Consider the following 25,278-nt stretch of genomic DNA (forward strand, 5'->3'; position numbering starts at 1 on the left):
AGCGACATTGCGGATACGTGCCATGCCTATCGTCGTCGCGCTATTTGCCCTGATTGCCTTGATATACGGCTGCGTGCAGGCGTTTCACGCGCTCTCTGCGCATTTTGGTTTCGGCGTCGCCGTGGGCGTGGCGATTCTGTTTGCCGCGCTGGTGCTGGCGGCGCTGGCGTGGTGGTGGCGGCGTCGCAAGGAAGTCGCTGCCAATATCCGCGACGGCGACTGGACTCATGAACTCAGGGGCGAGTGGGGCGATGTCAGGTTGTCGGCCGGCAAGCGGCTGTGTGACGTGCGGGTCGCCGGTTTGCGGGGCTCGTATATTTTTGCCGATTTACGCGGCGCGCAGCCTGTACGGGATGGTGAGCGCTGGCAGGTCAAACTCGAGGTTAAAGATGCTGCTCATCCTGAGTGGCGTGTGCCCGTGAGGTCCGAGCGCGAGGCTCGGCAATGGGTCAGAATTTTTGTTCTGGCCATGGGGCAGAAGCTTTGATGTTGGTGTTGATGTAGTTGATTTTGTCTTCGACGCAGTCGCCATTCTTTGCTTTTTGCTGCGCTGGCATCCGCGTTTTCGTATCTGTGCTTCAGTTTGTTTTTTTGCTGTGCTGGCATCCGCGTTTTCGTATCGGTACTTCAGGCGTTGCCCCTGTGCGGGGCGGCACCTACTTTTCTTTGCAGCGGCAAAGAAAAGTAGGCAAAAGAAAGCCGCTCACACCGCCAATCCTTCTTCCTGCCTGCGGGCCCCCAACGGGTCCCGCACTCCAGTCGGCATCGCACTTTTCCACGCATGTTGCCAGCGCCTTGAACAGGCTCATCACCCACTCCAGTCACCCGTAGCGCAGCCAGCGGCAGCGAACCGTCTACGCCGCCCAGGTGGCAAACGGTGTGTAGCTTGTCGCACCTTACGCGTTGGCGCTCTTACGACACCGATCCCGCTTTTCAGTCCGGAGTGGTGCACTTCGATCGCGACGGCCTACACACCGTTTGCCACCTGGGCGGCGGTGGACTTTCTGGTAAAGCGAAACGTGACGCGGGAAGGTGAAGCGGGTGAGGCGTACGTTAGTACGCTGGCAACGCACGTAAGACAGTGTGCTGCCGCGTGGAGTGCGGGACCCGTTGGGGGCCCGCAGGCAGGAAGAAGGATTGGCGGTGTGAGCGGCTTTCTTTTGCCTACTTTTCTTTGCCGCTGCAAAGAAAAGTAGGTGCCGCCCCGCACAGGGGCAACGCATGAAGCACCGATACGAATTCGCGGATGCCAGCCACGAACTCGCGGATGCCCGCCACGAATTCCCGGATGCCAGCGCAGCAAAAAACCAAAACCAGCGACTGCGTCGCAGACAAACCAAAACCAGAATGGCGACTGCGTCGCAGACAAAATCAAGCGACATCAGCGGGCCGCCCGCGCCGCCCGCGCCGGGCCTCCCATCTAACCCGAAGCCGATCCATATAAAGATAAACCACAGGAGTGGTATAGAGAGTAAGCATCTGGCTCACAATCAGCCCACCCACAATAGCGAGCCCGAGCGGAGCTCGAAGCTCAGCCCCTTCACCGCGCCCGAACGCCAGCGGCAAAGCCCCAAGCAACGCGGCGCAAGTCGTCATCATGATCGGCCGAAACCGCAGCAGACAAGCCTGCTCGATCGCATCACGCGACGACAAACCCTGCCGCGAAGCGTCAATAGCGAAATCCACCATCATGATCGCGTTCTTCTTCACGATGCCAATCAGCAGAATCACCGCGATCAACGCAATGATGCTGAACTCCGTATTGAAGAGCAGCAGCGCCAGCAGCGCGCCGACCCCCGCCGATGGCAGCGTCGACAGAATCGTCAAAGGATGGATGTAGCTCTCATACAGGATGCCCAGCACGATGTACACGGCCGCCAGCGCCGCGAGAATCAGGATCGGCTGGTCGGACATCGATTGCTGGAACGCCTGCGCCGTGCCCTGGAAGCTGCCGTGGATCGTCCCCGGCATGCCGATCTCGGCCATCGTCTGGTAGATGATCTGCGTCGCGTCCGATAGCGACTTGCCCGGCGGCAGGTTGAACGAGATCGTCGATGCCACGAACTGGCTCTGGTGATTCACCGCCAGCGGCGTCGTGCCCGGCCCGAAGCTCGCGATCGCGGACAGGGGAATCATCGTTTCCTTCGACGTCGACACGGCCGCGCCCGTCGATGCGCTCGACTTGCCGCTCGCCGCAATCGAGTTGTTCGCCAGATTGCGCGCGGCGTCCGATGCGATGGCAGCCGCGCTCGACGCCGTCGTGCCCGCCGTGCCGCCCGTCGTCGCCTTCGACGTAGCTGCCGACGTGACCGTGCCCGCCGTCGCATTGGTCGATTGCGCGCCGCTCGCGCTGCCGCCCGACGTGCTGATCCAGACCTGGCTGAGAATGTCCGGGCTCTGCCAGTACTTCGGCGCGACTTCCATCACGACGTGATACTGGTTCAGCGGGTTGTAGATCGTCGACACCTGCCGTTGACCGAACGCGTCGTACAACGTGTTGTCGATCTGCGCGGGATTGATGTTCAGACGCGCAGCCGTCGCGCGGTCGATCGTCACCATCGCTTCGAGTCCGCCTTGCTGCTGGTCCGAATTCACGTCGGCGAGTTCGCGGCGCTTTTGCAGCGCTTCCGTCAGCTTCGGCGTCCATTTGTACAGGTCGGACGTGGTGTCGGAGAGCAGCGTGAACTGATACTGTGCATTCGACTGCCGGCCGCCGACGCGGATGTCCTGTACCGCCTGCAGGAACGTGCGCGCGCCCGCGACGTCGGACAGCGGCCCGCGCAACTGCTGGATCACCTGATCGGCGGAAATCTTGCGCTCGGACTTGGGTTTGAGCGACACGAACATGAAGCCCGAATTGGTCTGCCGGCCGCCCGTGAAGCCGACCACGCTGTCGACGGCAGGGTTCGCCTGGACGATCTTCATCATCTCGGAGAACTTCACTTTCATCGCCTGGAACGACGTCGACTGATCGGCCTGAATGCCGCCGACGAGGCGCCCCGTGTCCTGCTGCGGGAAAAACCCCTTCGGCACGATGATGTACAGCCAGACGTTCAGCGCGATGGTGAGCAGCAGCACCATCAGGATCAGCAACGGATGGCGCAGCGACCAGCCGAGCGTGCGCGCATAGCCGCGCTGCATCCCGTTGAAGCCGCGCTCGAGCGCACGCGCGAAACGGCCTTCTTCCTTCTTTTCGTGCGGCTCGAACAGGAGGCGCGAGCACATCATCGGCGTGAGCGTCAGCGACACGATCAGCGACACGCCGATCGCCAGCGACAGCGTCAGCGCGAACTCGCGGAACAGCCGTCCGACGATTCCGCCCATCAGCAGAATGGGCAGGAACACGGCGACGAGCGAAATGCTGATCGACATCACCGTGAAGCCGACTTCGCGCGCGCCGACGAAGGCGGCCTTCATGCGCGGCATGCCGCTCTCGATGTGCCGCTCGATGTTCTCCAGCACGACGATCGCGTCGTCGACCACGAAGCCCGTTGCGATGGTAAGCGCCATCAGCGACAGGTTGTCGATCGAAAACCCGAGCAGGTACATCGCCGCGAACGTGCCGATGATCGAAATCGGCACGGCGACGCTCGGAATCAGCGTCGCGCGCCAGTTGCGCAGGAACAGGAACACGACCATCACGACCAGCGCGACGGCGATCATCAGCGTGTATTGCGTGTCCTTCAGCGACGCGCGGATCGTGGTCGAACGGTCGGCCGTCGGCGTGACTTCGACGGCGGCGGGCAGCGACGCCTTCAGCTGCGGAATCATCGCCTTGACGCGGTCGATCGTCTCGATGATGTTCGCGCCCGGCTGCCGGTACAGGATCACGAGCACCGAGCGCTGGTTGTTCATCAGGCCGAGGTTGCGCAGGTCTTCGACGGAATCGACCACCTCCGAGACATCGGACAGATGCACGGCGGCGCCGTCGCGATACGCGATCACGAGATCCTTGTATTGCGACGCTTTCTTCGCCTGGTCGTTCGTATAGAGCTGGACGCGGTTCGGGCCGAATTCGATCGAACCCTTCGGGCTATTCGCATTCGCCGACGCCAGCGCCGCGCGCACGTCCTCGAGGCCGATGCCGTAGTGGAAGAGGGCTTGCGGTTCCAGTTCGACGCGCACGGCAGGATTTGCCGAGCCGCTCACGTCGACTTCGCCGACGCCGTCCACCTGCGACAGCGACTGCTGCAGCACGGTCGCCGCCGAGTCGTACAGCTGGCCCGCCGTCATCGTCTTCGACGTGAGTGCGAGAATCAGGATCGGCGCGTCGGCGGGATTGACCTTGTGGTACGTCGGGTTCGAGCGCAGGCTCGCGGGCAGGTCGGCGCGCGCCGCGTTGATGGCCGCCTGCACGTCGCGCGCGGCGCCGTCGATGTTGCGGTTCAGGCCGAACTGCATCGTGATGCGCGCCGAGCCGACGGAACTCGACGAGGTCATCTCCGTGACGTCGGCAATCGTGCCGAGATGCCGTTCGAGCGGACTGGCCACGCTGGTCGCGACCGTCTCCGGGCTCGCGCCCGGCAGGCTTGCCTGGATCGAGATGGTCGGGAAGTCGACCTGCGGCAGCGGTGCGACGGGCAGTCGCGCGAAGGCAAAGAGGCCCGACAGCGCAATGCCGATGGCGAGCAGCGTCGTGGCGACCGGGCGCTGAATGAAGGGGCGCGACAGGTTCATCGTTTCGGCCTCTTCACTCAGACGTCGGTGTCCGTGACGGGCGGCCGCGTCGGTCCGCTGCCCGAGCCATCGCCGTGTTCGTCACGATGAAAGCGCGCGCGCAGGCGCCGCGCAATCGAATCGAAGCCGAGATAGATCACGGGCGTCGTGAACAGCGTCAGCAGCTGGCTCACGATCAGGCCGCCCGCGATCGCAATACCAAGCGGCCGGCGCAGCTCCGAGCCGGCACCCGTGCCGAGCATCAGCGGCAGCGCGCCGAGCAGGGCCGCCAGCGTCGTCATCAGAATGGGCCGGAAGCGCAGCAGGCACGCCTGATAGATCGCTTCGCGCGGCGGCTTGCCGTGCTCCCGCTCCGCTTCGAGCGCGAAGTCGATCATCATGATCGCGTTCTTCTTCACGATGCCGATGAGCAGCACGATGCCGATGATGCCGATGATGTCGAGATCGTGGCCCGTCACCAGCAGCGCAAGCAGTGCGCCGACGCCCGCCGAGGGCAGCGTCGAGAGGATCGTGATGGGATGCACGAAGCTCTCGTACAGCACGCCGAGCACGATGTACATCGTCACGATGGCGGCGAGGATCAGGAACAGCTCGTTCGACAGCGATGCCTGGAACGCCAGCGCCGCGCCCTGAAAGCGCGTCTGGAACGAGGCGGGCAGGTTGATGTCCTTTTCCGCCTGCTCGATGGCCTTCACGGCTTCGCCCAGCGAGGCGCCCGGCGCGAGGTTGAACGACACCGTCGTGGCCGGGAACTGGCTCAGATGCGTGACGAGCAGCGGCGCGGGCCTCTCGTGAAAGCTCGCGATCGAGTTGAGCGGCACCTGGCCGCCCGACGACGTCGAAGAGGGCAGATAGATCGAGTTCAACGACTCGGTGTAGTGCTGCATCTGCGGCTGCGCTTCGAGAATCACGCGGTACTGGTTCGATTGCGTGAAGATCGTCGAGATGATGCGCTGGCCGAACGCGTCGTAGAGCGCATTGTCGACGGTGGCGGGCGTGATGCCGTAGCGGGCCGCCGACGCCCGGTCGATTTCGACATAGACCGACTGGCCGTTGTTCTGCAGATCGGTTGCGACGTCGACGATTTCGGGCGACTGCTGCAGGCGCTCAACCAGCTTCGGCACCCACGTCGAGAATTCGTCGATGTTCGGATCGGTCAGCATGAACTGATACTGCGTCGGACTCACCGTCGAGTCGATGGTCAGATCCTGCACCGGCTGCATGTAGAGCGTCGCGCCAGGAACGTGCGAGGTGTCGCGCTGCAGTTGGCGGATCACCTGGCTCGCCGTCGCGTCGCGGTCGTCGCGCGGCTTCAGGTTGATCAGCATGCGTCCGCTGTTCAGCGTGATGTTGCTGCCGTCCACGCCGATGAACGACGTGAGGCTCTCGACATTCGGATTCTTCAGGATTTCGGCCGCGAGCTGCTGCTGGCGCTCGGCCATCGATGCATACGAGACCGACTGCGGCGCCTGCGTGATCGCCTGGATCACGCCCGTGTCCTGCACGGGGAAGAAGCCCTTCGGAATGAACACGTACAGCACGCCCGTCAGCACGAGCGTGAGCAGGGCGACGACGAGCGTCGAGCGCTGACGGTTCAGCACCCATTCGAGCGCGACCGCGTAGCGCGCGATCACCCAGTCGATGGCCGCGTGCGCGCGCGCCTCGAAGCGGTGGCTTTCCTTCGGCGGCGTGTGGCGCAGGAGCTTCGCGCACATCATCGGCACGAGCGTCAGCGATACCACGGCCGAGATCACGATCGTCACCGCGAGCGTGATCGCGAACTCGTGGAACAGGCGCCCGACCACGTCGCCCATGAAGAGCAGCGGGATCAGCACGGCGATCAGCGAGACCGTCAGCGAGATGATGGTGAAGCCGATCTGCTTCGAGCCCTTCAGTGCTGCTTCGAGCGGCGTATCGCCTTCCTCGACGTAGCGCGCGATGTTCTCGATCATCACGATCGCGTCGTCGACCACGAAGCCGGTGGCGATGGTGAGCGCCATCAACGAGAGGTTGTCGAGCGAGAAGCCGCACAGGTACATCACGGCGAGCGTGCCTATCAGCGACAGCGGCACGGACAGGCTCGGAATGATGGTCGCGTAGAGGTTCGCGAGGAACAGATACATCACCAGCACGACGAGCACGACCGACATCAGCAGTTCGAACTGCACGTCGCGCACCGACGCGCGGATCGTCGTGGTGCGGTCGGTGACGACCTGCACGTCGAGCGCGGCGGGCAGCGACTGCTGCAGCGCGGGCAGCAGTTTCTTGATGCTGTCGACCACCTGGATCACATTCGCGCCCGGCTGGCGCTGCACGTTCAGGATGATGGCGGGCGTGCTGTCGACCCATGCTCCGAGCTTCGTGTTCTCCGCGCCGGCGACGATGGTCGCGACGTCCGTCAGCATGACGGGGCGGCCGTTCTTGTAGGCGACCACGGCCGTCTTGTACGCGTCGGCGTCCGTCAGCTGGTCGTTCGCGTTGATCGTGTACGCGCGCGACGGTCCGTCGAAATTACCCTTCGGCGTGTTGACGTTGAGGTTCGAAATCGTGGTGCGCAGATCGTCGAGGTTCAGTCCGTACGACGCGAGTGCGCGCGGATTGGCCTGGATGCGCACGGCGGGACGCTGGCCGCCCGACAGGCTCACGAGACCGACGCCCGCCACCTGCGAGATTTTCTGCGCAAGACGCGTGTCGGCGATGTCCTGCACCTGCGTGAGCGGCAGCGTTTTCGACGTGATCGCGAGCGTGATGATGGGCGCGTCGGCGGGATTGACCTTTGCGTAGATGGGCGGTGCGGGCAGGTCGGACGGCAGCAGGTTGCCCGCCGCGTTGATAGCCGCCTGGACTTCCTGCTCGGCGATGTCGAGGGGCAGGTCGAGGCTGAACTGCAGCGTGATGATCGACGAGCCCGCCGAGCTTTGCGACGACATCTGGTTCAGCGAAGGCATCTGCCCGAACTGGCGCTCGAGCGGCGCCGTCACCGACGACGTCATCACGTCGGGGCTCGCGCCCGGGTAGAACGTCTGCACCTGGATGGTCGGATAGTCGACTTCGGGCAGCGCGGAGAGCGGCAGAAAACGCAGTGCGACAAGCCCGACCAGCATGATCGCCGCCATCAGAAGGGCGGTGCCGACCGGGCGCAGGATAAAGGCGCGGGATGGATTCATGCGGTCAGCCGTGCCTTATTCCGCCGACGTCTGCGACGCGTGCTTGCGACGATGCGCACCCGACGCGCCCGATGCCGCAGCCGCGGCGGATGCCCCCGATGCCGCATGCGCACCTGATGCACCCGACGCGCCGCGCGGACGGTCGGCGGGAATGGTGATTTTCGCGCCTTCCTTGAGCCGGTCTGAGCCGTCGATCACGACGCGCTCGCCGACCTGCAGCCCCGACGCGATGCTGGTGCGCTCGCCGTCGACGGGGCCGACCTTCACCGCGCGCACCGTCACCGTGTTGTCGGGCTTTACGACATACACGAACGCACCCATCGAGCCATTCAGCACCGACGAGGTCGGCACGATCACCGCGTTCTTCACCACGTTCACGAGCAGGCGCGTGTTGACGAACTGGTTCGGGAACAGCAGGCCGCCGTTGTTCTGGAACGTGGCGCGCAGCTTGACCGTGCCCGTGGTGGTGTCGATCTGGTTGTCGAGCGTTTCCAGATAGCCCGCTTCGAGCGAGGTCGTATTGCTGCGGTCGTACGCCGTCACCGACATCTTCTGGCCGGTTTGCAACTGCTTGAGGATGGCGGGCAGGTTGTCTTCGGAGGTCGTAAAGATCACGCTGATCGGCTGCAACTGCGTGATCACGACGACGCCGTTCGTGTCGCCCGGCGTCACGTAGTTGCCGGCGTCGACCTGGCGCAGACCGACACGGCCCGAGACGGGCGCCGTGATGCGCGCGTAGGTGAGGTCGAGTTTGAAGGTGTCGATGTTCGCCTGATCGGCCTTGACCTGGCCTTCGTACTGCTTGACGAGCGATGCCTGCGTGTCCACCTGCTGGCTCGCGATCGAATCCTGCGAGAGCAGCGTCTGATAGCGCTTCAGATCGAGACGGGCGGTTTGCAGAAGCGCCTGGTCCTTCGCCAGCGTGCCTTGCGCATTCTCAAGACTGATCTGATATGGACGCGGGTCGACTTGTGCGAGCAGATCGCCTCGCTTGACCATCTGGCCTTCCTGGAACGCGACCGTTTGCAGCACGCCCGACAACTGCGTGCGCACGGTGACGTTCGCGAGCGGCGTGACGGTGCCGAGCGCATTCAGCACGACGGGCATTTCGCCTTGCGTCGCGCTGGCCACGTGCACGGGTTGCGGCTGATCCGCGCCACCCGCGCCGCCGCCGCGGCGGCCGCCTGCGCGTCCCGCGTGCGCGCCGCTGGCACCCGCGGCCGCGTTCGCGCCCTCGGTGCTCTTGTTCCATGGATGCCAGCGCACCAGCACGATGCCCGCGATCAGCACGACGGCGACGATCAACGCGATCGTGCGGCCGCGATGCCGCTTGACGGCGCCGGGCCCCGGTTCGCGCCCGGGCGGCGGGCTGGCGGATTCGGGGTGGCGTGATGATTCAGGCTGCTTTTTTTGTTCGTCCATCGGTTCGATCAGGTGGCTGGCTTGAAATGAAGCAAACGTGCTTGAAGCTAACGCGCGATACCCGTGCGGCAGTGATCCGCCGCGCGCCGTATGCCGTTGCTCGCGCATGCCTGCGCGATGCTAGTGGATGCGTCGCTCATCGAGATGACCGTGACGTGACGGCGGCCGCGATGGCGGCAGACGCGTTGCCGGCATGCCTGACGGCTCCTCCCTGTTGGCCGTGCTGATGCCCGCGCTGCTGTGCGTCCCGCTGTCTGTTGCGCCGCCGATGCCGACGCAGTGGCGGCGCGCAACGCTGACAAAGGCAGCTTCCCCGGGCGCGCGGGAAAGCATGATGCTACGTCCCGGGCCGAGTTACAGTCCAGCGGCGTATTTTTCGGCGGATTACGACCGTTACAAGAAATTCGCAGGCCAGAAAGGCGTGCGTCAGCGACGCGTTACGCGCCCGTCGTACGGTGCGATCGCGCATGGCGGCAGGCCCGGTCAAGCGTCGAGCCGGCGTCCGGGCGTGCCGCCGATCTCGTGGACGATCCTGTCGATGGTCTCAAGCAGCGCGGGCGCCGCGCGCGACACCAGCCAGTCGCGCGGGCATTGAAGCGCAGAGCCGCCGCAGTTGACCGCGTAGCGCTCGCCCGAAGGCCCGATGAAACCGGCTGCGATCGCGTTCAGCCCTTCATGCCACTCGCCCGTCGCGATGGCGAAGCCCTGTGCCGTCGTCTCACGCAGCGCGGCGTCGAGGCGCGCGCTGATGTTGCCCCAGTCGTCGCCCGTCGCGGCCTGCAGGCCCGTCAGCAGATTCTGCCGGTCGCTTTCGGCCAGCGCCGCCAGATAGGCGCGGCCGACGGCCGTGCGGCTCAGATCCATCCGCGAACCGACATCGAGGCGCGACACCAGCACGGCGGAGCGCGGCTTGATGGCGTCGATGACTACCATGTCGAGCCGGTCGCGCACAGCCAGGTGCACGGATAGCGACGTGCGTTCGGCCAGTTCAATCAGAAACGGACGCGAGCGGGCGCGAATGTCGAAGTTGCGCAGAAAGCCGTTGCTCAGTTCCAGCACCGACGACGTCAGCACGAAGCGCTCGCTGTCCGGCAAACGGAACAGAAAGCCCGCGCTGACGAGCGTCGCGGTGATCCGCGAGACGGTCGGTTTCGGAATGCCTGTCAGTTCCGTCAGCTCGCGGTTGGACAGCGGGGCGTCGGCGGCCGCAATCCTGCGGAGCACCGTCAGGCCGCGTGCGAGCGCGGTGACCTCGTCGCCCGAGCCGTCCTTTTCCTTCGCGGCATCGCTGGCGGACGGGCGCGTCGATGACTGGTTCATTTTGGTTTTTGTGAAACGCTATTTCAATATTGTGGAACGCGCTCAGCGGTACGGACCCGTCTGAAGCGCCCTCGGACCTTCTCTCAGCAAGGCCTAAGTCCCTTTTTCCTACGATGATTCATTGTATAGGAACGTAATTTTCGGGCCGTCGGCGGCGATTAAATTTTGCTTGACTTAGTCAGCATTACCATAAAAAATGGAACTATATTTCGAAAGCGCGCCGTAACTACCGGTAAAAACGACAGGTAAAGGCGACAAGTCACAGCGGCACGTAAAACGTCACTCGCGCGTCATCCGCAGCGGACCAAACGGTCGACACTCAGGCTTGCGCTTTCGGAAGCCCATCTTCTGTATCAATTTCAGCACCGTCTCTCAGGTTCTAGCACGGCCCTCGGAATGGCTAGAACTTTTTGAAGGCGCCACGGTAACGTGGCGCCTTTTTTTTCGTCCGTCCCGTCGCTCTGCGCCCTCGTTCGGGCAGCAGCTTTGGTGGAGATATGAAGATGACGATGCGCAAACGGATCTGCCGGCGTCAAAGCCCGCATGTTACGCGCACCTGCCAGTAGAAGCGCGGCAGCCGCCGGATCCCGGCGGCCGCCTGCAACGATCTCGAAAAGAGGCGGGTCAGCGGCGCGACGCGGGCGCGTGCGCCGCGATCGCGATCAGAGGTCCCGGTCGCGCACGGCGAGGGGGTCGACGGAGCTCGACATCCAGTACGGATCGCGGTTGTAGTACTGGTGCATCTGCGTGCCCCAGGTTTCGTCGGCCATCGAAGGCCAGTGATCCTTGTCGAAGCCCGGCTCGTCCTTGATCCGCTGCGCGGTGAGATCGACGCGGAACACCTTCTCGTCGGTATCGAGCGTCAGCGCGCTCCAGGGGATTGCGTGCAGATTGCTGCCCATGCCGAGGAAACCGCCTTCCGACAGCACCGCGTACGCGATGCGTCCACTGCGCACGTCGAGCATGATGTCCGAGATCTTGCCGACATGTTCGCCATCCGACGAGACAACCTTGTTGCCGTCCAGCGTGGCCGCGGCCATCACTTCAGGCCCCGGACCTTCGCCCACGCCACCGCCGACGATCCCTGCACCGGCGCGCGCCGGGTTCATTTTCGGGTCAAGTGTGGTCATGATTTCCTCCTTTGGAAGTCCACGGGATGCGTAGCGCATCCGGCGTGCCCGTGAACGCGCGGCGCGCGCCGCGAGTGTCCGCTTCCATCCGTCATCGGGCCTCACATAGATGGCGTAGTTCTAGCTGTGCAGGGTAGACAGCGTGCGCCCGTCGCGATCGGCGCACGGCAATGCGAACCCCCTTCCCGGGAGTGAACATGGATACCCTGAACCTCCGCGAACCCGGTTCCGCTGCGTCGAAGCAGCCCGTGTCGGCGACGCGCAAGACGGTTGAATATCTGTATGCGACGAGTGCGCTCGGCATGCGCATCGCGCACGGCGATGCCTTCGCTTTCGATCCGTCGTTGCGCTGGTGTCTGCTCGAATTCCGGACCGATGACGACGACGTCGGCCGCGAGTTGTCGCGCTACTTTTCGCTGAGCGCGCCGAAGGCGATCATCGAGGCGCGCCGCGCGCTCGCGGATGCGAAAGCGGTGCATCTGAGCGACGTGGGCTCACTCGAATTCGATCTCGACGAGGCGGAGCAGCGGTGGGTCCATGCGTGCCGGCAAAAACTTCAAGCACTACGCGTCAAGGTGACAGAGATGCGCGCGCACACCGCGCCCGACGCGCACGAAGTCGCGTTGCACGAAGCTTGTCCAGATGACGAAGCGACCGGCGTCGCGGCGAACGCGCAGGTCATGAATGGGCAAGTCCTCGCGCCGCACTATTTCATCTATCTCGCGCCGGACCTTCGCCCGGCAGGCGGCGAGCCCGTCGATACTGCGAACATTTCGCAGAGCCTGCAACTCCAGTTGCGCGCGCGCAATTACGTCGGCGACTGGCTGCTCGAAGAAAACGTGGAGGTGCACGCGTCGGCCGTTGCGCTGCGCGGATGGCCGCTGCCTGCTTTCCGTCGCTGGGTGCAGGGCGTCATCGCCTTGCGCCGCAAGCCGCCGCGCTACGAAGCGGCGACGCTTCCGGGCGACTGCGTGCTGGCGGCGGGCGATGATTTCTGTCTGGTGATGGATCTGGCGACGTTTGCAAGGGCGACGCTGCCGCAGGACAAATAGGCGCAGAATCGGGATTCGCGGCTTTTGTCGGATTTGGAAAGCGTATTATGTTCTGTGCATCGCTCGATGCATCGCATGGCATCCTGTAGTCGCTCCAAAGACGAGTCCCTGGACGAGTCCCGATACGAGGCCCCATGAAATCCGACGATCGCCCGCACGACGTCGCAGCACTCGGTGACGAGGCGCAAGCGGAATCGACGTTCGCCGCGCTCGCGACGCCGCTCGTCGACGAGGCGCTCGCGCACAATGCATCCATCCACGCCGACGCTACTCCCGAATCCCTCCATCAGCTGCGCGTCGCGCTGCGGCGTCTGCGCTCGCTGTGGTGGGCGTACCGGCCGCTGCTCGACAAGGCCGAAAACACGCGTCAGCGCGCGCTGTACCGCTTTCTCGCCGACGCGGCCGGGCGGACGCGCGACTGGGACATCCTGCTCGAATTGCTCGCAGGCAAGAGCGATGGAAGCGGTGAAAGCGCTAACGTACGCGACGTGCCCGCGAGTCTGCGCGAAGCGCGCGAGCGCGCACTTGCCACGAGCCGCGAAACCCTCATCAACGCCGACATCCGCAACGTGCTGCACGACGCGCTGGCAAGCACATCGAAGGAACTGAATACGGCACCCGAGCGGCACGCGTTGCGCAAGTTCGCGGCGAAGCGTGTGCGGATCGCCGAGAAATCGCTGCGCAAGCGCATGCGCAAGGCGTTGCGCGCAAAACGCGCTGACTACGCAGTGCTTCATGACGTGCGCAAGTCGGGCAAGCGGGTTCGTTATCTGATCGAGTTTTTTGGTCCTGTGCTCGCCGACGCCGGGCACGGGCGCACGCTCAGGCGCCTTAAGAACATGCAACAGTGCTTCGGCGAACTCAACGACGTGATCGCCAGCGTTGCGCTGTTGCGCGACAACATGAACCTGTTCGCGAGCGAGGACGAAGCACGCGAGGCGCTCGCGTTTCTCAAAGGGCGCCGCAAGGAGCGTCAGTGCGAGGCAGTTCGTCTGCTGCAAAAGGCGTAGTGCCGCGCGGTATTCGCATGGCGGACATCAGGCGCCGCTTGCCGTGTCATGCGACGGGATTTGTCCTCATGGAAACCGTATATACTGTTTATACCGTTAACGAGGGATCGACATGAGTACGCCACGAATCAAGGAACCGACCAAGAAGGCTTTCCACTTCCCGAAGAGTGCGAAGGAACCCGCCGCCGAAGCGAAGAAACCGTCCGCGAAGACAGCGCGCACTGCCGAAGCGAAGAAGCCGGCACCCGCCGCCGAAGCCACGGCGAGCGCGCCCGACACGACGAACGCAGCGGCGAAGACGACGAAAGCAGCGAAGCCGGCGAAAGCGGCCAGCGCCGCGAAGAAGAGTGCCCGCACAGTGAAGACGGAAAAGGCGGTCAAGCCTGCGAGCAGCGCCACGCCGGCGTCGAGCGCGAAACCGGCCAAGGCCGTCAAGCCGCCGAAGGAAGCGAAGGCGGCGAAGACCACCAAGGCCGCAGCGGCACCCGCCGCCGTCGAAGAGAAAAAGCCGCGCGTGAAGAAAGAGAAGGAGAAGGAGAAGGAGAAGGTCATGCGCGACAGCTTCACGATGCCGAAATCCGACTACGCGAAGATCGCCGAACTCAAGCAGCGCTGCCTCGACGCAGGCGTCTCGGTCAAGAAGAGCGAACTGCTGCGCGCGGGGCTGAACCTGCTCGCGGTTTCGCCCGCCAAGCGGTTGATCGCGGCCATACAGGAACTCGAAGCGGTGAAGACGGGACGTCCCGCCAAGTCGTAAGCCGTCAATTGAAATGCGGCGGCGACCGTGCGTGCTGCCACTGCACCTGCGTTGCGGCACGCTTATCCCGCGCGGCGCGGGTAGCGTTCGTCGAAAGCCGTGTGCATGCGCTTGAGCAGCGCAATATACGGAAGCGCTTGCGAGGTCATCATCGTCGATGCGGCAAGCGCGTTCGTTTCATCCCACAGGCGCTCGAACTTGTCGTGCGCAATGTCGGCCGGAATGCCGGACATCATCAGATCCAGAAAGTCCTTTTCGATTTCGTCGGCGGAGCGGGGCGCCCGAGCTTGCGGGGCGGGCTGCCGGTCGACGGGCGGATGGGAGGACACGGTCGTCTGGCCTGCTAGTTCATCGATCTCAGGAACCGCCAGCGCTGATCCATGCTTTGCAGCAGCGCGATGTACGAGAAGGCGGCATCGCTGTCGACGCACGACTGCGCGGCGTCGTTGACTTCGTTCCACAGGTGCTCGAAACGCGCGGCCGCTTCGGGCCGGCTGAGCGGTTGCGCGAGCAGTTCCGAAAACGCAAACGACAATTCCTCTGCACTGCGCCGCAGCGGATAACACGAACGACGCGAAAGATATCTGTACTTCAAAAGATCCCCGGCTGGCTTGCATGGCATGCACGCGATGCGGGCGCTGTGTGCGCCGCGCAATCGCACGCAATCGGCAAATTGGCGATTTGGTGAATCGGCAGCGGCGCTTGCACGATGACCGTCACGATGCCCGCCGCATATGACGTCGATGATACAGCCACGCACGATGCGCGGCAGGCTTGCGCCATGATCTTTTGATGAACGGCGGGTGTCAGTCACCGTCGCGCGCCGTACGCGCTGGCGACGACATTGCACGACACTTGCGCGCCGCCGTCGTCAGCGCGCGGCGAGCGCCAGCGTTGCGATGCCGAGCACCGTCGCGATGACGGACGCAGTCACGTGAATCGCGATTTCACCCGCTGCCCAGTTGAGCCGGCCTTGCTGCAGATGCTGGACGACTTCGGCGGAGAAAGTGGAGAACGTCGACAGGCCGCCCATCAGACCCGTGATGATGAAGAGGCGCCATTCGGGCGCGATCTGCGGATTGCGCCCGAAGTACGCGACGGCCACGCCGATGATGTAGCCGGCGATCACGTTGGACGCGAGCGTGCCGAGCGGCAGCGCCGGGAATAGCGCATTGAGGCGCAGGCCGAGAAACCAGCGGAACAGCGAACCGAGTGCGCCGCCGATACCGACGGCAAGAATGGACAGATACATGAGCAAGCCTGGGAAGCCGAACGTCGACGAACCGGGCTGCGGCGAGGCGTGACACTGCAACGTCCGCAGCTTCCGGGCGAAGCAGGCATCATCAGCCACGAGGGCGGTTTAGGAGAATGCCATCTCCGGCGCGCGCAAGTCTAACACCGGCGCGCGCGATTGTATGAGGAACCGGCGGCTCGCCATTGGCACGCGATGGACGTGCGCCGAGCCCCGAAACGCGAGATTACACCAGGCGGCGCGACCCTGCAGCGATGCCCGGGCCGAGCCCCGCCAGCCCTCAGCCGACCGTTTCGCGCTCCGGCGTCGAGGTGATCTTGTGGATCGACAGGTCGGCGCCGTTGTACTCGTTTTCCTGCTCGATACGCAGACCGACGGTCATCCGGATCGCGCCATAGACGACCGTGCCGCCGAGCGTCGCGAACACGACCCCGCCGAGCGTGCCGACAAGCTGCGCCGCGAACGATACGCCACCCAGGCCGCCCAGCGCATGCTGGCCGAAAATGCCCGCGGCGATGCCGCCCCACGCGCCGCACAGGCCGTGCAGCGGCCACACGCCAAGCACGTCGTCGATGCGCCAGCGGTTCTGCACGATCGTGAACATATAGACGAACAGCACGCCCGCTACCGCTCCCGTCATCAGCGCGCCGAGCGGATGCATCACGTCTGAACCGGCGCACACGGCGACGAGTCCCGCGAGCGGGCCGTTGTACGTGAAGCCCGGGTCGTTGCGGCCCGCGAGCCACGCAGTCAGCGTGCCGCCGACCATCGCCATCAGCGAGTTGACGGCGACGAGGCCGCTGATCTTGTCGATCGTCTGGGCGCTCATCACGTTGAAGCCGAACCAGCCGACGGCCAGCACCCACGCGCCGAGCGCGAGGAACGGAATGTTCGACGGCGGATGCGCGGCGATGCGTCCGTCGCGCGTATAGCGACCGTGGCGCGCGCCGAGCAGCATCACGGCAGGCAGCGCGACCCAGCCGCCGAACGCGTGCACCACGACGGAACCCGCGAAATCGTGGAACGGCGCGCCGAACGCGTGGGCAATCCACGCCTGGACGCCGAAGCGCTCGTTCCACGCGATGCCTTCGAAGAACGGATAGATGAAGCCGACCAGCACGAAGGTGGCGAAGAGCTGCGGGTTGAACTTCGAGCGTTCCGCGATGCCGCCCGAGACGATCGCGGGAATCGCGGCCGCGAAGGTCAACAGAAAGAAGAAGCGCACGAGCGCATAGCCGTTGTGCTGGGCGAGCGTCTCGGCGTTGCCGTAGAACTGCACGCCATAGGCGATCGTGTAGCCGATGAAGAAATACGCGATGGTCGATACCGAAAAATCGACCAGGATTTTCACGAGCGCGTTGACCTGATTCTTCTTGCGCACCGTGCCCAGCTCGAGAAACGCGAAGCCCGCATGCATCGCGAGCACCATCGCTGCGCCGAGCAGAAGGAAGAGGGTATCGGTGCCGGTTTTGAGACTGTCCATCCGTGTGGGATCCTGCGATGCGCGAAAAGCGGGCATCGAATGCAAGAAGTGGGCCAAATGGAGGCGAAGCTGCGTTATGGCGGTGCGACGCTGCACTGTATTGGGTTCATCGACCGTCGTATTGCATTTCCTCCCATTCGGCTGCAGGGCGCTCGTTGCGTCGTACGCACCTATGATGTGCATGTGTCCCGCGATGGGGCATCGATATATCCCAAAATCGGGCATATCCCTGTGATTTGCTTAATCTTTTCCTACGAATTCATAACGCCGCTCCCGCCGTGCCGGACCCGGGCGCGAGACGGTGCGCGACGCGTCACCGGTCGCACCACACTGGCGAGACGCGCGCCGGAACCGTCTTTGTCATTGTCAGCAATCGCCGACATAATGTGCCGTCCCCGGCGCGACCCGCCGGCTCCCGACTTCCCGGCGCGCGCATGAGACTGACGACCAAAGGCCTGCTTCTGATTGCGATACCCGCCGTATTCGAACTCGCGTTGCTGTCGGGGCTGGTCAAGGCGCAGGCGGATGCCGGGCAGGCCGAGCGCTGGAGCATGCACAGCGAAGACGTGCTGCGCCAGACAGCCAGCATCCTCGCACCCGTGCTGCTCGAATCCGTGCGGCTGCGTGGCGCGGTGGTGAGCGGCACGCGAGACGTCACCACGCCCGTCGTCTTCTGGATGGACGTCGACCGCCGCATCGACCGGCTCGCCGAGCTGGTTGCGGACAATCCCGCGCAGGTCGAGCGCGCCGCGCAGATCCGCCAGTCCGTGCAGGCTTACCGGCAATGGTCGGACCGGGTGCAGGATCTGATCCACTCAGGACGGCGGCGCGACGTATTGCAGCGTTTTCGCGATCTCGCGGCAACCGACGTGCTCGACAGTTTTCGCGCGCAGATCGCCGCGTTTCAGGCACAGGAACGGCTGCTCGACTCGGTGCGTTCGGCCGAGGCGGCTGCAGCGCGGGAGCGGCAGCAGTCGCTGATCGTCGCGGCCGTGATTGGCTCGCTGGTGTTCGTCGCGATTGCGTTCTGGATCTTCGCGCGCGGCGTGCGCGGCCGTCTGGCGCTGCTGTCGGACAACGCGAGCCGGCTCGCGAGCAACGAGCCGCTCGCGCCCTTGACGCGCGGCAACGACGAAATCGCGCGGCTCGATCTGACGCTGCATGTCGCGAGCCGCCGCCTTCTCGAAGCGGAGCGCCAGCAGGCTCGCTTTCAGTCCGACCTGGGCCGCCACGCAGCCGAACTCGCACAGACCAACGAAACATTGCGTCAGCAGACTCAGGAGAACGAGACCTTCATCTACAGCGTATCGCACGATCTGCGCGCGCCGCTCGTCAATCTGCAAGGCTTCTCGAAGGAGTTGATCCATGCCTGCGACGACTTGCGCGCGGCCGTTCGTGACTCGTCGCTGACGGCGCAGCAGCGGCAGCACGTCGAGCGGCTGATCGGCGAGGATATCGGCGAAGCGCTGCATTTCCTGCAGACAGCTGTGCTGCGCGCGTCGCACATCATCGACGCGCTGCTGCGGCTGTCGCGCGTTGGGCGCGTCGAGTACCGCCGGCAGCAGGTCGACGTGCGCGACATCGTGCAGCGTGTGATCGACGCGATGCAGGCGACGATCCGCGACCGTGGCGCACGCGTGATCGTGCAGCCATTGCCGCCCGTCTGGGGCGATCCGACGGCGCTCGAGCAGGTGTTCGCGAACCTGATCGGCAACGCGATCAACTATCTGAGCCCGGCGCGCACGGGCATCGTCGAGATCGGCACGGCGCCTGTGCCACCCGGCGTGCAGACGCTGCGGATTTTCTATGTGAAGGACAACGGCCTCGGCATCCCGGACATTGCGATGCCGCGCCTGTTCAACGCGTTCCAGCGGCTGCACGGCAATGTGGCGTCGGGCGAGGGGATCGGCCTGGCGCTCGTGCGGCGCATGGTCGAGCGCCACGGCGGGCGGGTATGGGCCGAATCGACGGAGGATGTGGGCACGACTTTCTATCTGTCGTTGCCCGATGCGGCGGCGCCGCCGCGTGACGAAGAGCACGACATGGCGACGGCAGGAGAGCCTGCGTTGCGCGCCGACGCGCGCTAGCGGGAGCGCCTTGGCGGCGAAAACGTTCAGGGTGCGGAGAACAGGCGGCGTGGCTTGAGCAGCTTGCGGCCGCGGATCGACCAGTAGGCGCTCGCGGCTATCAGAAGCAGGGCGCTGGCGAGGATAAGTTCGGGGGCGATATGAATCGTGTGCGCGCCCAGTGCGAACAGGCCGCGCACGACGATCAGCAACGCGCTCCAGAACGACAGTACGGCTTGCGCGAGCAGACGCGTCCCTGTGAAGCGCCGCGCGCGGTTTTCGATCGACCAGCTGGTTGGCGCGCGCGAGCAGAAGAAGGTCAACGAGATCAGCGCGACCGCGAGAATGATCACCCAGTTAGTGAGATTCATAGTAGAGCCTTCCAAAGTCAACCCGCGACTTTAGAAGGCCCTATGCGTGCGTGAAATCGGAGAAGTCTCAAACTGCAGCGGTGGCACGAGCGCGCCGCCGCAAACTGCGATGGGGATGCGTCACAACTCGATGCGTGTGCCCAGCAGGACGAGGAACTGGCGCAGCCATTCGGGATGCGCGGGCCACGCGGGCGCCGTGACGAAGTTGGCGTCGGTGACGGCGGCATCGACGGGAATGTCCGCGTAGTCGCCGCCCGCGAGTTTCACTTCGGGTGCGCAGGCGGGATAGGCCGAAATGCGTTTGCCGCGGATCACGCCGGCGGCGGCGAGCAGCTGGGCGGCGTGACAGATGGCCGCGATCGGCTTGTTGGCTTCGGCGAACTGGCGCACCACGTCGATCACCTTTGCGTCGAGCCGCAGATACTCAGGCGCGCGGCCGCCTGCGATCGCGAGCGCGTCGTATCGCGACGGCACGATCTCGTCGAAGGTCGCGTTCAGCGTGAAGAAGTGGCCGGGCTTCTCGGTGTAGGTCTGATCGCCTTCGAAATCGTGGATCGCCGTCTTCACGCGCTCGCCCGCGCGCTTGCCGGGACAGACGGCGTCGACGGTATGACCCACGGCCTGCAGCGCCTGAAACGGCACCATCGTTTCGTAATCCTCGGCGAAGTCGCCCGTCAGGAACAGAATCTTCTTTGCTGCCATCGCATGCCTCCAGTGGTTGAGGGAACACGTCGAACGTCGGAAGTCTACTCCAGCATCGTTGACAGCATCGCGAACGGTGCGCGTCCAGGCGGGCGTGCAGGTCAAGCCGTGCATCGGGAGCCGGCGACACGCAACAGCGTATCATTGAGGCGTTATCGCAAGATGGAGCCGCCCGCTGCGGCTCAATGACAAGCATGAAACCACTCTCACGCCATCCGCTGATCCGCTCGACATGCTTCGCCGCTGCGCTGCTCGCAGGTCTTGCCGCCTGCCAGAAGAACGATGCGTCGGCGGGCCAGACGACGCCGAAGCTCGACGACATCGCCCAGCAGGCCAGCCAGAAGCTCGATCAGGCCGCGAGCTATGTCGGCCAGCAGGTCGACGCCGCAAAGGCGACCGCGCAGCAGAACATCGATACGGCCGCGTCCGGCCCGTCGATCGATCTCAGTCCGGGCAATCTTGCCTCGCAGGCGCAAGCCAATCTGCAAGGCGCCGCGAGCGCGACGAACGCCGCCGTCAACAAGGCAATGAGCTCGACGGGCGCCGGGCTCGAGTCGGCGGGGCGCAAGCTGCAGCAATGGTCGAGCGATGCATCGGCGAACTCGCAATCTTCGGCTTCCGAGTCCAGCGACGCCCAGAAGCAGATGGACAAATAAACATGCGCTTGACCGGCGCGCGAAGTGTAACTATGATGATTACACATCGCGGCCGGGGCGTCATGTGCGTCTCATGCGTATCGGATGATCTAGCGCTGTGAATACGAGTAGCCGATTTGCCTTTGCGGTTCATGTGCTTGCCTTGCTGTCGTTGCAGGAAGGCGTGCCGCTGTCGTCGGACATGATCGCGGGAAGCGTGAACACGAATCCCGTGCTGATCCGGCGCCTGCTGGCGATGCTCGCGGAGGCGGGCTTGACCACGTCGCAGCTCGGCGCGGGCGGCGGCGCGCTGCTGGCGCGCGAGCCGCAAGACATCACGCTGCTCGACATTTACCGCGCCGTCGACGACGCGCAGCTGTTCGCGATGCATCGCGAAACGCCGAACCCTGCATGCATGGTCGGGCGCAACATCCAGACGGTGCTGACGGGCATCATCGGCGACGCGCAGCAGGCGCTCGAAGCGTCGCTGGCATCGCGCACGCTGGCGGACGCGACGGCCGACGTCGTGCGCGCCGAACGTTCGCGGGAACGCAAGCGCAAAGCGGCGGCAGCGGACGGTTGAACGAGGTAGATAGCCGCAGTGAACAGCCGTACCACGGGGCCACGCCCCGATTTTTTTAACGAAATATGTAATCAATATAGTTACATTTAATCGAAAGGAACATTGTCATGAGCAAGGTACTGAAGATCGCGCTGTTCGGCGCAACGGGCATGATCGGCTCTCGCGTTGCTGCCGAAGCGGCGCGCCGTGGCCATCAGGTGACGGCATTCTCGCGCAACCCTGAGCGCGTGCCCGGCGATATCGCGAACCTGACGGCGGCGCAGGCCGACGTGACGGATGCCGCGAGCGTCGCAGCGGGCGCGCGCGGGCACGACATCGTCGCGAGCGCGTATGCGCCGCCAATGGACAACGTCGCGCTGATCGAGAAAGCCACGCGCGCGCTGGTCGAAGGCACGCGTTCGGCAGGCGTGAAGCGACTCGTCGTGGTGGGCGGCGCGGGCTCGCTGGAAGTTGCGCCCGGCAAGCAGCTCGTCGATACGGAAGGCTTTCCGCAAGCGTACAAGGCGATTGCGCTCGCGCACCGCGACGTGCTGCCCATCCTGCGCGCGGCGAATGACCTCGACTGGACGTTCTTCGCGCCCGCCGCGCTGATCGCACCGGGCGAGCGCAAGGGCACGTTCCGCACGGGCGCGGGGTCGCTGATCGTCGACGCGCAGGGCAACAGCAGCATTTCGGCGGAAGACTACGCGATCGCCTTCGTCGACGAGCTGGAGCAGGGCCGTTTCGTTCATCAGCTCGCGACGGCCGCGTACTGAGCGGGTGGAACGCCGCCCGGCGCGCAGGCGGGCGCCGCGCGGCGCGCCGGAGCGGCTCGCACGCCGCTGCGCAAGTGCACTAACATTCGGTTACGCATCGGGGAGTTTTCCCTCGACGACACCCGCTAAACTTGGCGTCTCCCGTCCCATGCAACTTTCCTCGTTGCAGCACAGTCACGGATTGCCATGAAGTCATGCCTTGCGCGGCGTGAATCGCGGGCTGCGCCGTCATCCGGCGGGCTGCTGGCGATTGACGCCGTTTTTGACGCTGTTTTCGGCGCCTTTTTTCGCGCGTTTTTTCGTATCGTTTTCAGATTCTTTTCGCACGCGGGATCATTGCGCCGCGCGGCGTCGGGCGCGTCCGCGCCCGCGTTTTGCCTTTCGTTCTGCCTGTCGCTCGCATTAGCGGGCGCCGGCCTCGGCCTGTCGGGCGCTGCGCATGCCGCCGGGGCTGCCAGTGGCACGCCGATGATTCCCGCGCTGCAAAGCCTGATCAACAGCGCGACAGTGTCGACGCCTGCGCCCGCGTCGGGCGCATCGGCAGCCGATGCCGCATCGGCGCCGTCGCCCGCGAGCCAGGCCGAGCTGGAAAAATCGCTCGACAGCGTGATCAACACGCTCGACAACGACCGCCAGCGCACCGCGCTCGTCGCGCAACTGAAGAAACTGCGCGACGCGACCAAGACCGTCGGCCCGCCCGCGACGGCGCAACCGAACCCAGGCTCGGGGCTGCTCGGTGCGATCGCGGCGGGCATTGCATCGTTCGAATCCGATGTGCATCAGGGCCGCTCGCCGCTCAACTACTGGTCCGGCCGCTTCAACGCAGCGGGCAACGAAATCTACACGATCGTCACGAGCCAGGGGCGCGAGCACTTCGGCCGCGTGCTGCTGAACATGATCGCCGTGCTGGCCGGCTGGGGCGCGTGCGCGGCGGGGCTGATCTATCTGCAGCGCAGGATTCACGCGCGCTTTGGCATCGTCGTGCGGCTCGACGCGAATCCGACCACGCGCGATCTGCTGATCTTCGCGCTGCGCCGTGTCGGTCCGTGGATCGTCGCGTTCGTTGCGGCGCTGATGTTCGTGCGCGCGATGCCCGATTCGCTCGGCCGCACGATCGCGATGGTGATCGCGTACGCGATCGTCGCGGGCGCGGTGTTCTCGGCGATCTGCCTGATCATGTTCTCGCTGTTCGGCTCGGGGCACCGGCGCCCGGCCGTGCGCTTGCTGATCGAGCAGGCGCGGCGGCCGCTGTTCGCGATCGGCATTTGCAGCGCGCTCGGAGACGCCGCCGTCAATTACGACGTCGCGCATGAACTCGGCACGAACCTCGCGGCGCTCGTGTCGACGGTCTCGAACATGACGGCGGCGGCGCTGACCGCTTATTTCGCGCTCGCGTTCCGGCGGCCCGTCGCGCATCTGATCCGCAATCGCGCTTACGAGCAGCGGCACGACCATAAGGCCGCGACTGACGCGTTCGACGTGCTCGCCTCACTGTGGCACGTGCCGATGCTGGTGCTCGCGACAGCGTCCGTGATCGCGACGATCGGCGGCATCGGCAGCGGTGAGAACGTGTTGCAGATTTCCGTCGTGACGGCGCTGCTGCTGGTGCTGGCGTTCTTCCTGTCGGCTGTCGTGTTGCGCGTCACGCGTCCGCGCAACGCGCGCCGCCGGCGTCGTTCGCCGTATCTGACGCGGCTGCTGCGCTTCGTCGGCACGCTTGTCACGCTGTTCGTGTGGCTCGCGTATTTCGAATTCGCCTCGCGGCTGTGGGATGTGTCGCTCGCGCAGATCATCGAGGAAAGCGTGACGGCGCGCGGCATCGCGCACGCGCTGACGGCGATCCTGATCACGGTGTTCCTGTCGTGGCTCGTGTGGATCCTGATCGATACGGCCATTCAGGAAGCCGTCAATCCGAGCAGTCCGCGCAACAAGGCGAAGAATCCGAGCATGCGCGCGCGCACGATGCTGCCGCTCGTGCGCAACGTGTTGTTCGTGACGATCCTGACGATCGCGGGCATCGTCACGGCGGCGAATCTCGGCATCAACGTGACGCCGCTGCTGGCGGGCGCGGGCGTGATCGGTCTCGCGATCGGTTTCGGCGCGCAGTCGCTGGTGAGCGACCTGATCACGGGCCTGTTCATCATCATCGAGGACACGATTTCGGTGGGCGACTGGATCGATATCGACGGCGGCCACGCGGGCACGGTCGAATATCTGTCGATTCGCACGGTGCGGCTGCGCGACGGCCAGGGCGCGATCCACGCGATTCCGTTCTCGCAGATCAAGATCGTGAAGAACCTGTCGCGCGACTTCGCGTATGCGGTGTTCGAAGTACGCGTGCCGTTCTCCGCCGACGTCGACGAGGTGACGCAACTGATCCGCGCCGTGGGCGCGGACCTGATGGCGGACTTCCGTTACCGGCGCGAAATGCTCGGTCCCGTCGAAGTGTGGGGACTCGACCGCTTCGATCCGAACTGGATGGTCGTCAAAGGCCAGATCAAGACGCGGCCGCTGCAGCAATGGAGCGTGGCGCGCGCCTTCAATCTGCGGCTGAAGCGCAAGATGGACGAAGCGGGCATCGAGATTCCCGTGCCGCAGATGCGGGTGCATACGTCGCGCGGCGACGAAGTGGGCGAGGTGCTGACGGACGAAGAGGTGATGCAGCACGACGTTGCGCATCACGACGCGCATACGCGTGAAGCCGCAACGGGCACGACCACGCCGTTCAGGCCGAAGACGGGCGGTGCGATGCCGCCGGCTCGCGATGTGTCGCACGAACCGCGTCCGGCTCCGCCGTCGACGGGACAAACGGCCTCCGTGCCGCCGCAGATTCCGACGGCGGGCGATGGTAGCAAGACGTGAAAGGGCTCGGGTGTTGAAAAAGAAAAGGCGTCGC

At 64.7% G+C, this 25,278-nt stretch carries 21 protein-coding genes and 1 riboswitch; of the genes, 9 read left to right on the forward strand and 12 right to left on the reverse strand.

All coding sequences use genetic code 11. The annotated features are described in order from the left end of the window. Positions 1–22 precede the first annotated feature (22 nt). The gene (locus FRZ40_RS01645; protein ID WP_147233092.1) at positions 23–487 is read left to right on the forward strand and encodes a hypothetical protein; all 465 of its coding nucleotides are present in this window, start codon (positions 23–25) and stop codon (positions 485–487) included. Between the two features lie 169 nt (positions 488–656). Here the strand turns inward: FRZ40_RS01645 and FRZ40_RS43990 are convergent, their stop codons facing one another. From FRZ40_RS43990 to FRZ40_RS01670, 6 genes are all read right to left on the reverse strand, one after another. Beyond that, positions 657–809: a hypothetical protein gene (locus FRZ40_RS43990; RefSeq protein WP_155995571.1), complete on the reverse strand. Its 153-nt coding sequence runs from the start codon at positions 807–809 to the stop codon at positions 657–659. A 562-nt stretch (positions 810–1,371) separates the two neighbouring features. Then, positions 1,372–4,677, reverse strand: a complete 3,306-nt coding sequence (locus FRZ40_RS01650; RefSeq protein ID WP_147233093.1) for an efflux RND transporter permease subunit — start codon at positions 4,675–4,677, stop codon at positions 1,372–1,374. A 17-nt stretch (positions 4,678–4,694) separates the two neighbouring features. Beyond that, positions 4,695–7,844: an MdtB/MuxB family multidrug efflux RND transporter permease subunit gene (locus FRZ40_RS01655; protein ID WP_147233094.1), complete on the reverse strand. Its 3,150-nt coding sequence runs from the start codon at positions 7,842–7,844 to the stop codon at positions 4,695–4,697. Between the two features lie 15 nt (positions 7,845–7,859). Beyond that, a complete protein-coding gene (locus FRZ40_RS01660) occupies positions 7,860–9,266 on the reverse strand; it encodes an MdtA/MuxA family multidrug efflux RND transporter periplasmic adaptor subunit (RefSeq protein WP_028367061.1) in 1,407 nt (468 codons plus the stop codon). A 483-nt stretch (positions 9,267–9,749) separates the two neighbouring features. Then, entirely contained in the window at positions 9,750–10,586 is an 837-nt protein-coding gene (locus FRZ40_RS01665) for an IclR family transcriptional regulator (protein ID WP_028367060.1), read from the reverse strand. Between the two features lie 662 nt (positions 10,587–11,248). Further along, positions 11,249–11,716 (reverse strand): PRC-barrel domain-containing protein, encoded by a 468-nt coding sequence (locus tag FRZ40_RS01670; RefSeq protein WP_147233095.1) that lies wholly within the window; start codon positions 11,714–11,716, stop codon positions 11,249–11,251. A gap of 197 nt (positions 11,717–11,913) precedes the next feature. On the opposite strand from FRZ40_RS01670, the gene FRZ40_RS01675 reads away from it, so the two are divergent. The 3 genes from FRZ40_RS01675 (at position 11,914) to FRZ40_RS01685 (ending at position 14,535) form a co-directional block, all read left to right on the forward strand. After that, positions 11,914–12,768: a hypothetical protein gene (locus FRZ40_RS01675; RefSeq protein ID WP_147233096.1), complete on the forward strand. Its 855-nt coding sequence runs from the start codon at positions 11,914–11,916 to the stop codon at positions 12,766–12,768. A 134-nt stretch (positions 12,769–12,902) separates the two neighbouring features. Continuing rightward, positions 12,903–13,778: a CHAD domain-containing protein gene (locus FRZ40_RS01680; protein ID WP_147233097.1), complete on the forward strand. Its 876-nt coding sequence runs from the start codon at positions 12,903–12,905 to the stop codon at positions 13,776–13,778. A 112-nt stretch (positions 13,779–13,890) separates the two neighbouring features. Further along, positions 13,891–14,535 (forward strand): hypothetical protein, encoded by a 645-nt coding sequence (locus FRZ40_RS01685; protein ID WP_147233098.1) that lies wholly within the window; start codon positions 13,891–13,893, stop codon positions 14,533–14,535. 62 nt (positions 14,536–14,597) lie between these two features. On the opposite strand, the gene FRZ40_RS01690 is transcribed toward FRZ40_RS01685, so the two are convergent. From FRZ40_RS01690 to FRZ40_RS01705, 4 genes are all read right to left on the reverse strand, one after another. Continuing rightward, positions 14,598–14,864 (reverse strand): hypothetical protein, encoded by a 267-nt coding sequence (locus FRZ40_RS01690; RefSeq protein ID WP_147233099.1) that lies wholly within the window; start codon positions 14,862–14,864, stop codon positions 14,598–14,600. Positions 14,865–14,878: 14 nt separating this feature from the next. After that, entirely contained in the window at positions 14,879–15,070 is a 192-nt protein-coding gene (locus FRZ40_RS01695) for a hypothetical protein (protein ID WP_231516124.1), read from the reverse strand. A gap of 336 nt (positions 15,071–15,406) precedes the next feature. Continuing rightward, entirely contained in the window at positions 15,407–15,787 is a 381-nt protein-coding gene (crcB, locus tag FRZ40_RS01700) for a fluoride efflux transporter CrcB (protein WP_028367055.1), read from the reverse strand. Positions 15,788–15,862: 75 nt separating this feature from the next. Further along, a riboswitch (Fluoride riboswitch) is annotated at positions 15,863–15,923 on the reverse strand. A gap of 144 nt (positions 15,924–16,067) precedes the next feature. After that, complete coding sequence (locus FRZ40_RS01705) at positions 16,068–17,270, reverse strand: ammonium transporter (RefSeq protein WP_147233100.1); 1,203 nt, start codon at positions 17,268–17,270, stop codon at positions 16,068–16,070. Positions 17,271–17,704: 434 nt separating this feature from the next. Here FRZ40_RS01705 and FRZ40_RS01710 point away from each other — a divergent pair, with 434 nt between their 5' ends. Further along, on the forward strand, positions 17,705–19,357 hold the full coding sequence (locus FRZ40_RS01710; RefSeq protein WP_147233101.1) for a sensor histidine kinase: 1,653 nt from the start codon (positions 17,705–17,707) through the stop codon (positions 19,355–19,357). A gap of 26 nt (positions 19,358–19,383) precedes the next feature. Here FRZ40_RS01710 and FRZ40_RS01715 read toward each other — a convergent pair whose 3' ends face one another. Continuing rightward, positions 19,384–19,707, reverse strand: coding sequence for a hypothetical protein (locus tag FRZ40_RS01715; RefSeq protein WP_028367052.1), 324 nt, complete (start codon positions 19,705–19,707; stop codon positions 19,384–19,386). 120 nt (positions 19,708–19,827) lie between these two features. Further along, the gene (locus tag FRZ40_RS01720) at positions 19,828–20,409 is read right to left on the reverse strand and encodes a DJ-1/PfpI family protein (RefSeq protein WP_147233102.1); all 582 of its coding nucleotides are present in this window, start codon (positions 20,407–20,409) and stop codon (positions 19,828–19,830) included. 194 nt (positions 20,410–20,603) lie between these two features. Here FRZ40_RS01720 and FRZ40_RS01725 point away from each other — a divergent pair, with 194 nt between their 5' ends. From FRZ40_RS01725 to FRZ40_RS01740, 4 genes are all read left to right on the forward strand, one after another. Continuing rightward, positions 20,604–21,065 (forward strand): BCAL1086 family glycoprotein, encoded by a 462-nt coding sequence (locus tag FRZ40_RS01725; RefSeq protein WP_028367050.1) that lies wholly within the window; start codon positions 20,604–20,606, stop codon positions 21,063–21,065. 97 nt (positions 21,066–21,162) lie between these two features. Then, on the forward strand, positions 21,163–21,627 hold the full coding sequence (locus FRZ40_RS01730) for an Rrf2 family transcriptional regulator (protein WP_028367049.1): 465 nt from the start codon (positions 21,163–21,165) through the stop codon (positions 21,625–21,627). 107 nt (positions 21,628–21,734) lie between these two features. Continuing rightward, positions 21,735–22,382 (forward strand): NAD(P)-dependent oxidoreductase, encoded by a 648-nt coding sequence (locus tag FRZ40_RS01735; RefSeq protein WP_028367048.1) that lies wholly within the window; start codon positions 21,735–21,737, stop codon positions 22,380–22,382. A 186-nt stretch (positions 22,383–22,568) separates the two neighbouring features. Continuing rightward, complete coding sequence (locus tag FRZ40_RS01740) at positions 22,569–25,244, forward strand: mechanosensitive ion channel family protein (protein WP_147233103.1); 2,676 nt, start codon at positions 22,569–22,571, stop codon at positions 25,242–25,244. The last annotated feature ends 34 nt before the right edge of the window (positions 25,245–25,278 follow it).

The sequence above is a fragment of the Paraburkholderia azotifigens genome, assembly GCF_007995085.1.
In the GTDB taxonomy this organism is placed as follows: Bacteria; Pseudomonadota; Gammaproteobacteria; order Burkholderiales; family Burkholderiaceae; genus Paraburkholderia; species Paraburkholderia azotifigens.

Excerpts from the sequence above, each read along its gene's own strand:
- FRZ40_RS01645 (WP_147233092.1), top strand. The coding sequence starts at position 23 with ATGCCTATCGTCGTCGCGCTATTTGCCCTGATTGCCTTGATATACGGC.
- FRZ40_RS43990 (WP_155995571.1), bottom strand. The coding sequence starts at position 809 with ATGAGCCTGTTCAAGGCGCTGGCAACATGCGTGGAAAAGTGCGATGCC.
- FRZ40_RS01650 (WP_147233093.1), bottom strand. The coding sequence starts at position 4,677 with ATGAACCTGTCGCGCCCCTTCATTCAGCGCCCGGTCGCCACGACGCTG.
- FRZ40_RS01655 (WP_147233094.1), bottom strand. The coding sequence starts at position 7,844 with ATGAATCCATCCCGCGCCTTTATCCTGCGCCCGGTCGGCACCGCCCTT.
- FRZ40_RS01660 (WP_028367061.1), bottom strand. The coding sequence starts at position 9,266 with ATGGACGAACAAAAAAAGCAGCCTGAATCATCACGCCACCCCGAATCC.
- FRZ40_RS01665 (WP_028367060.1), bottom strand. The coding sequence starts at position 10,586 with ATGAACCAGTCATCGACGCGCCCGTCCGCCAGCGATGCCGCGAAGGAA.
- FRZ40_RS01670 (WP_147233095.1), bottom strand. The coding sequence starts at position 11,716 with ATGACCACACTTGACCCGAAAATGAACCCGGCGCGCGCCGGTGCAGGG.
- FRZ40_RS01675 (WP_147233096.1), top strand. The coding sequence starts at position 11,914 with ATGGATACCCTGAACCTCCGCGAACCCGGTTCCGCTGCGTCGAAGCAG.
- FRZ40_RS01680 (WP_147233097.1), top strand. The coding sequence starts at position 12,903 with ATGAAATCCGACGATCGCCCGCACGACGTCGCAGCACTCGGTGACGAG.
- FRZ40_RS01685 (WP_147233098.1), top strand. The coding sequence starts at position 13,891 with ATGAGTACGCCACGAATCAAGGAACCGACCAAGAAGGCTTTCCACTTC.
- crcB (WP_028367055.1), bottom strand. The coding sequence starts at position 15,787 with ATGTATCTGTCCATTCTTGCCGTCGGTATCGGCGGCGCACTCGGTTCG.
- FRZ40_RS01705 (WP_147233100.1), bottom strand. The coding sequence starts at position 17,270 with ATGGACAGTCTCAAAACCGGCACCGATACCCTCTTCCTTCTGCTCGGC.
- FRZ40_RS01710 (WP_147233101.1), top strand. The coding sequence starts at position 17,705 with ATGAGACTGACGACCAAAGGCCTGCTTCTGATTGCGATACCCGCCGTA.
- FRZ40_RS01715 (WP_028367052.1), bottom strand. The coding sequence starts at position 19,707 with ATGAATCTCACTAACTGGGTGATCATTCTCGCGGTCGCGCTGATCTCG.
- FRZ40_RS01720 (WP_147233102.1), bottom strand. The coding sequence starts at position 20,409 with ATGGCAGCAAAGAAGATTCTGTTCCTGACGGGCGACTTCGCCGAGGAT.
- FRZ40_RS01725 (WP_028367050.1), top strand. The coding sequence starts at position 20,604 with ATGAAACCACTCTCACGCCATCCGCTGATCCGCTCGACATGCTTCGCC.
- FRZ40_RS01735 (WP_028367048.1), top strand. The coding sequence starts at position 21,735 with ATGAGCAAGGTACTGAAGATCGCGCTGTTCGGCGCAACGGGCATGATC.
- FRZ40_RS01740 (WP_147233103.1), top strand. The coding sequence starts at position 22,569 with ATGAAGTCATGCCTTGCGCGGCGTGAATCGCGGGCTGCGCCGTCATCC.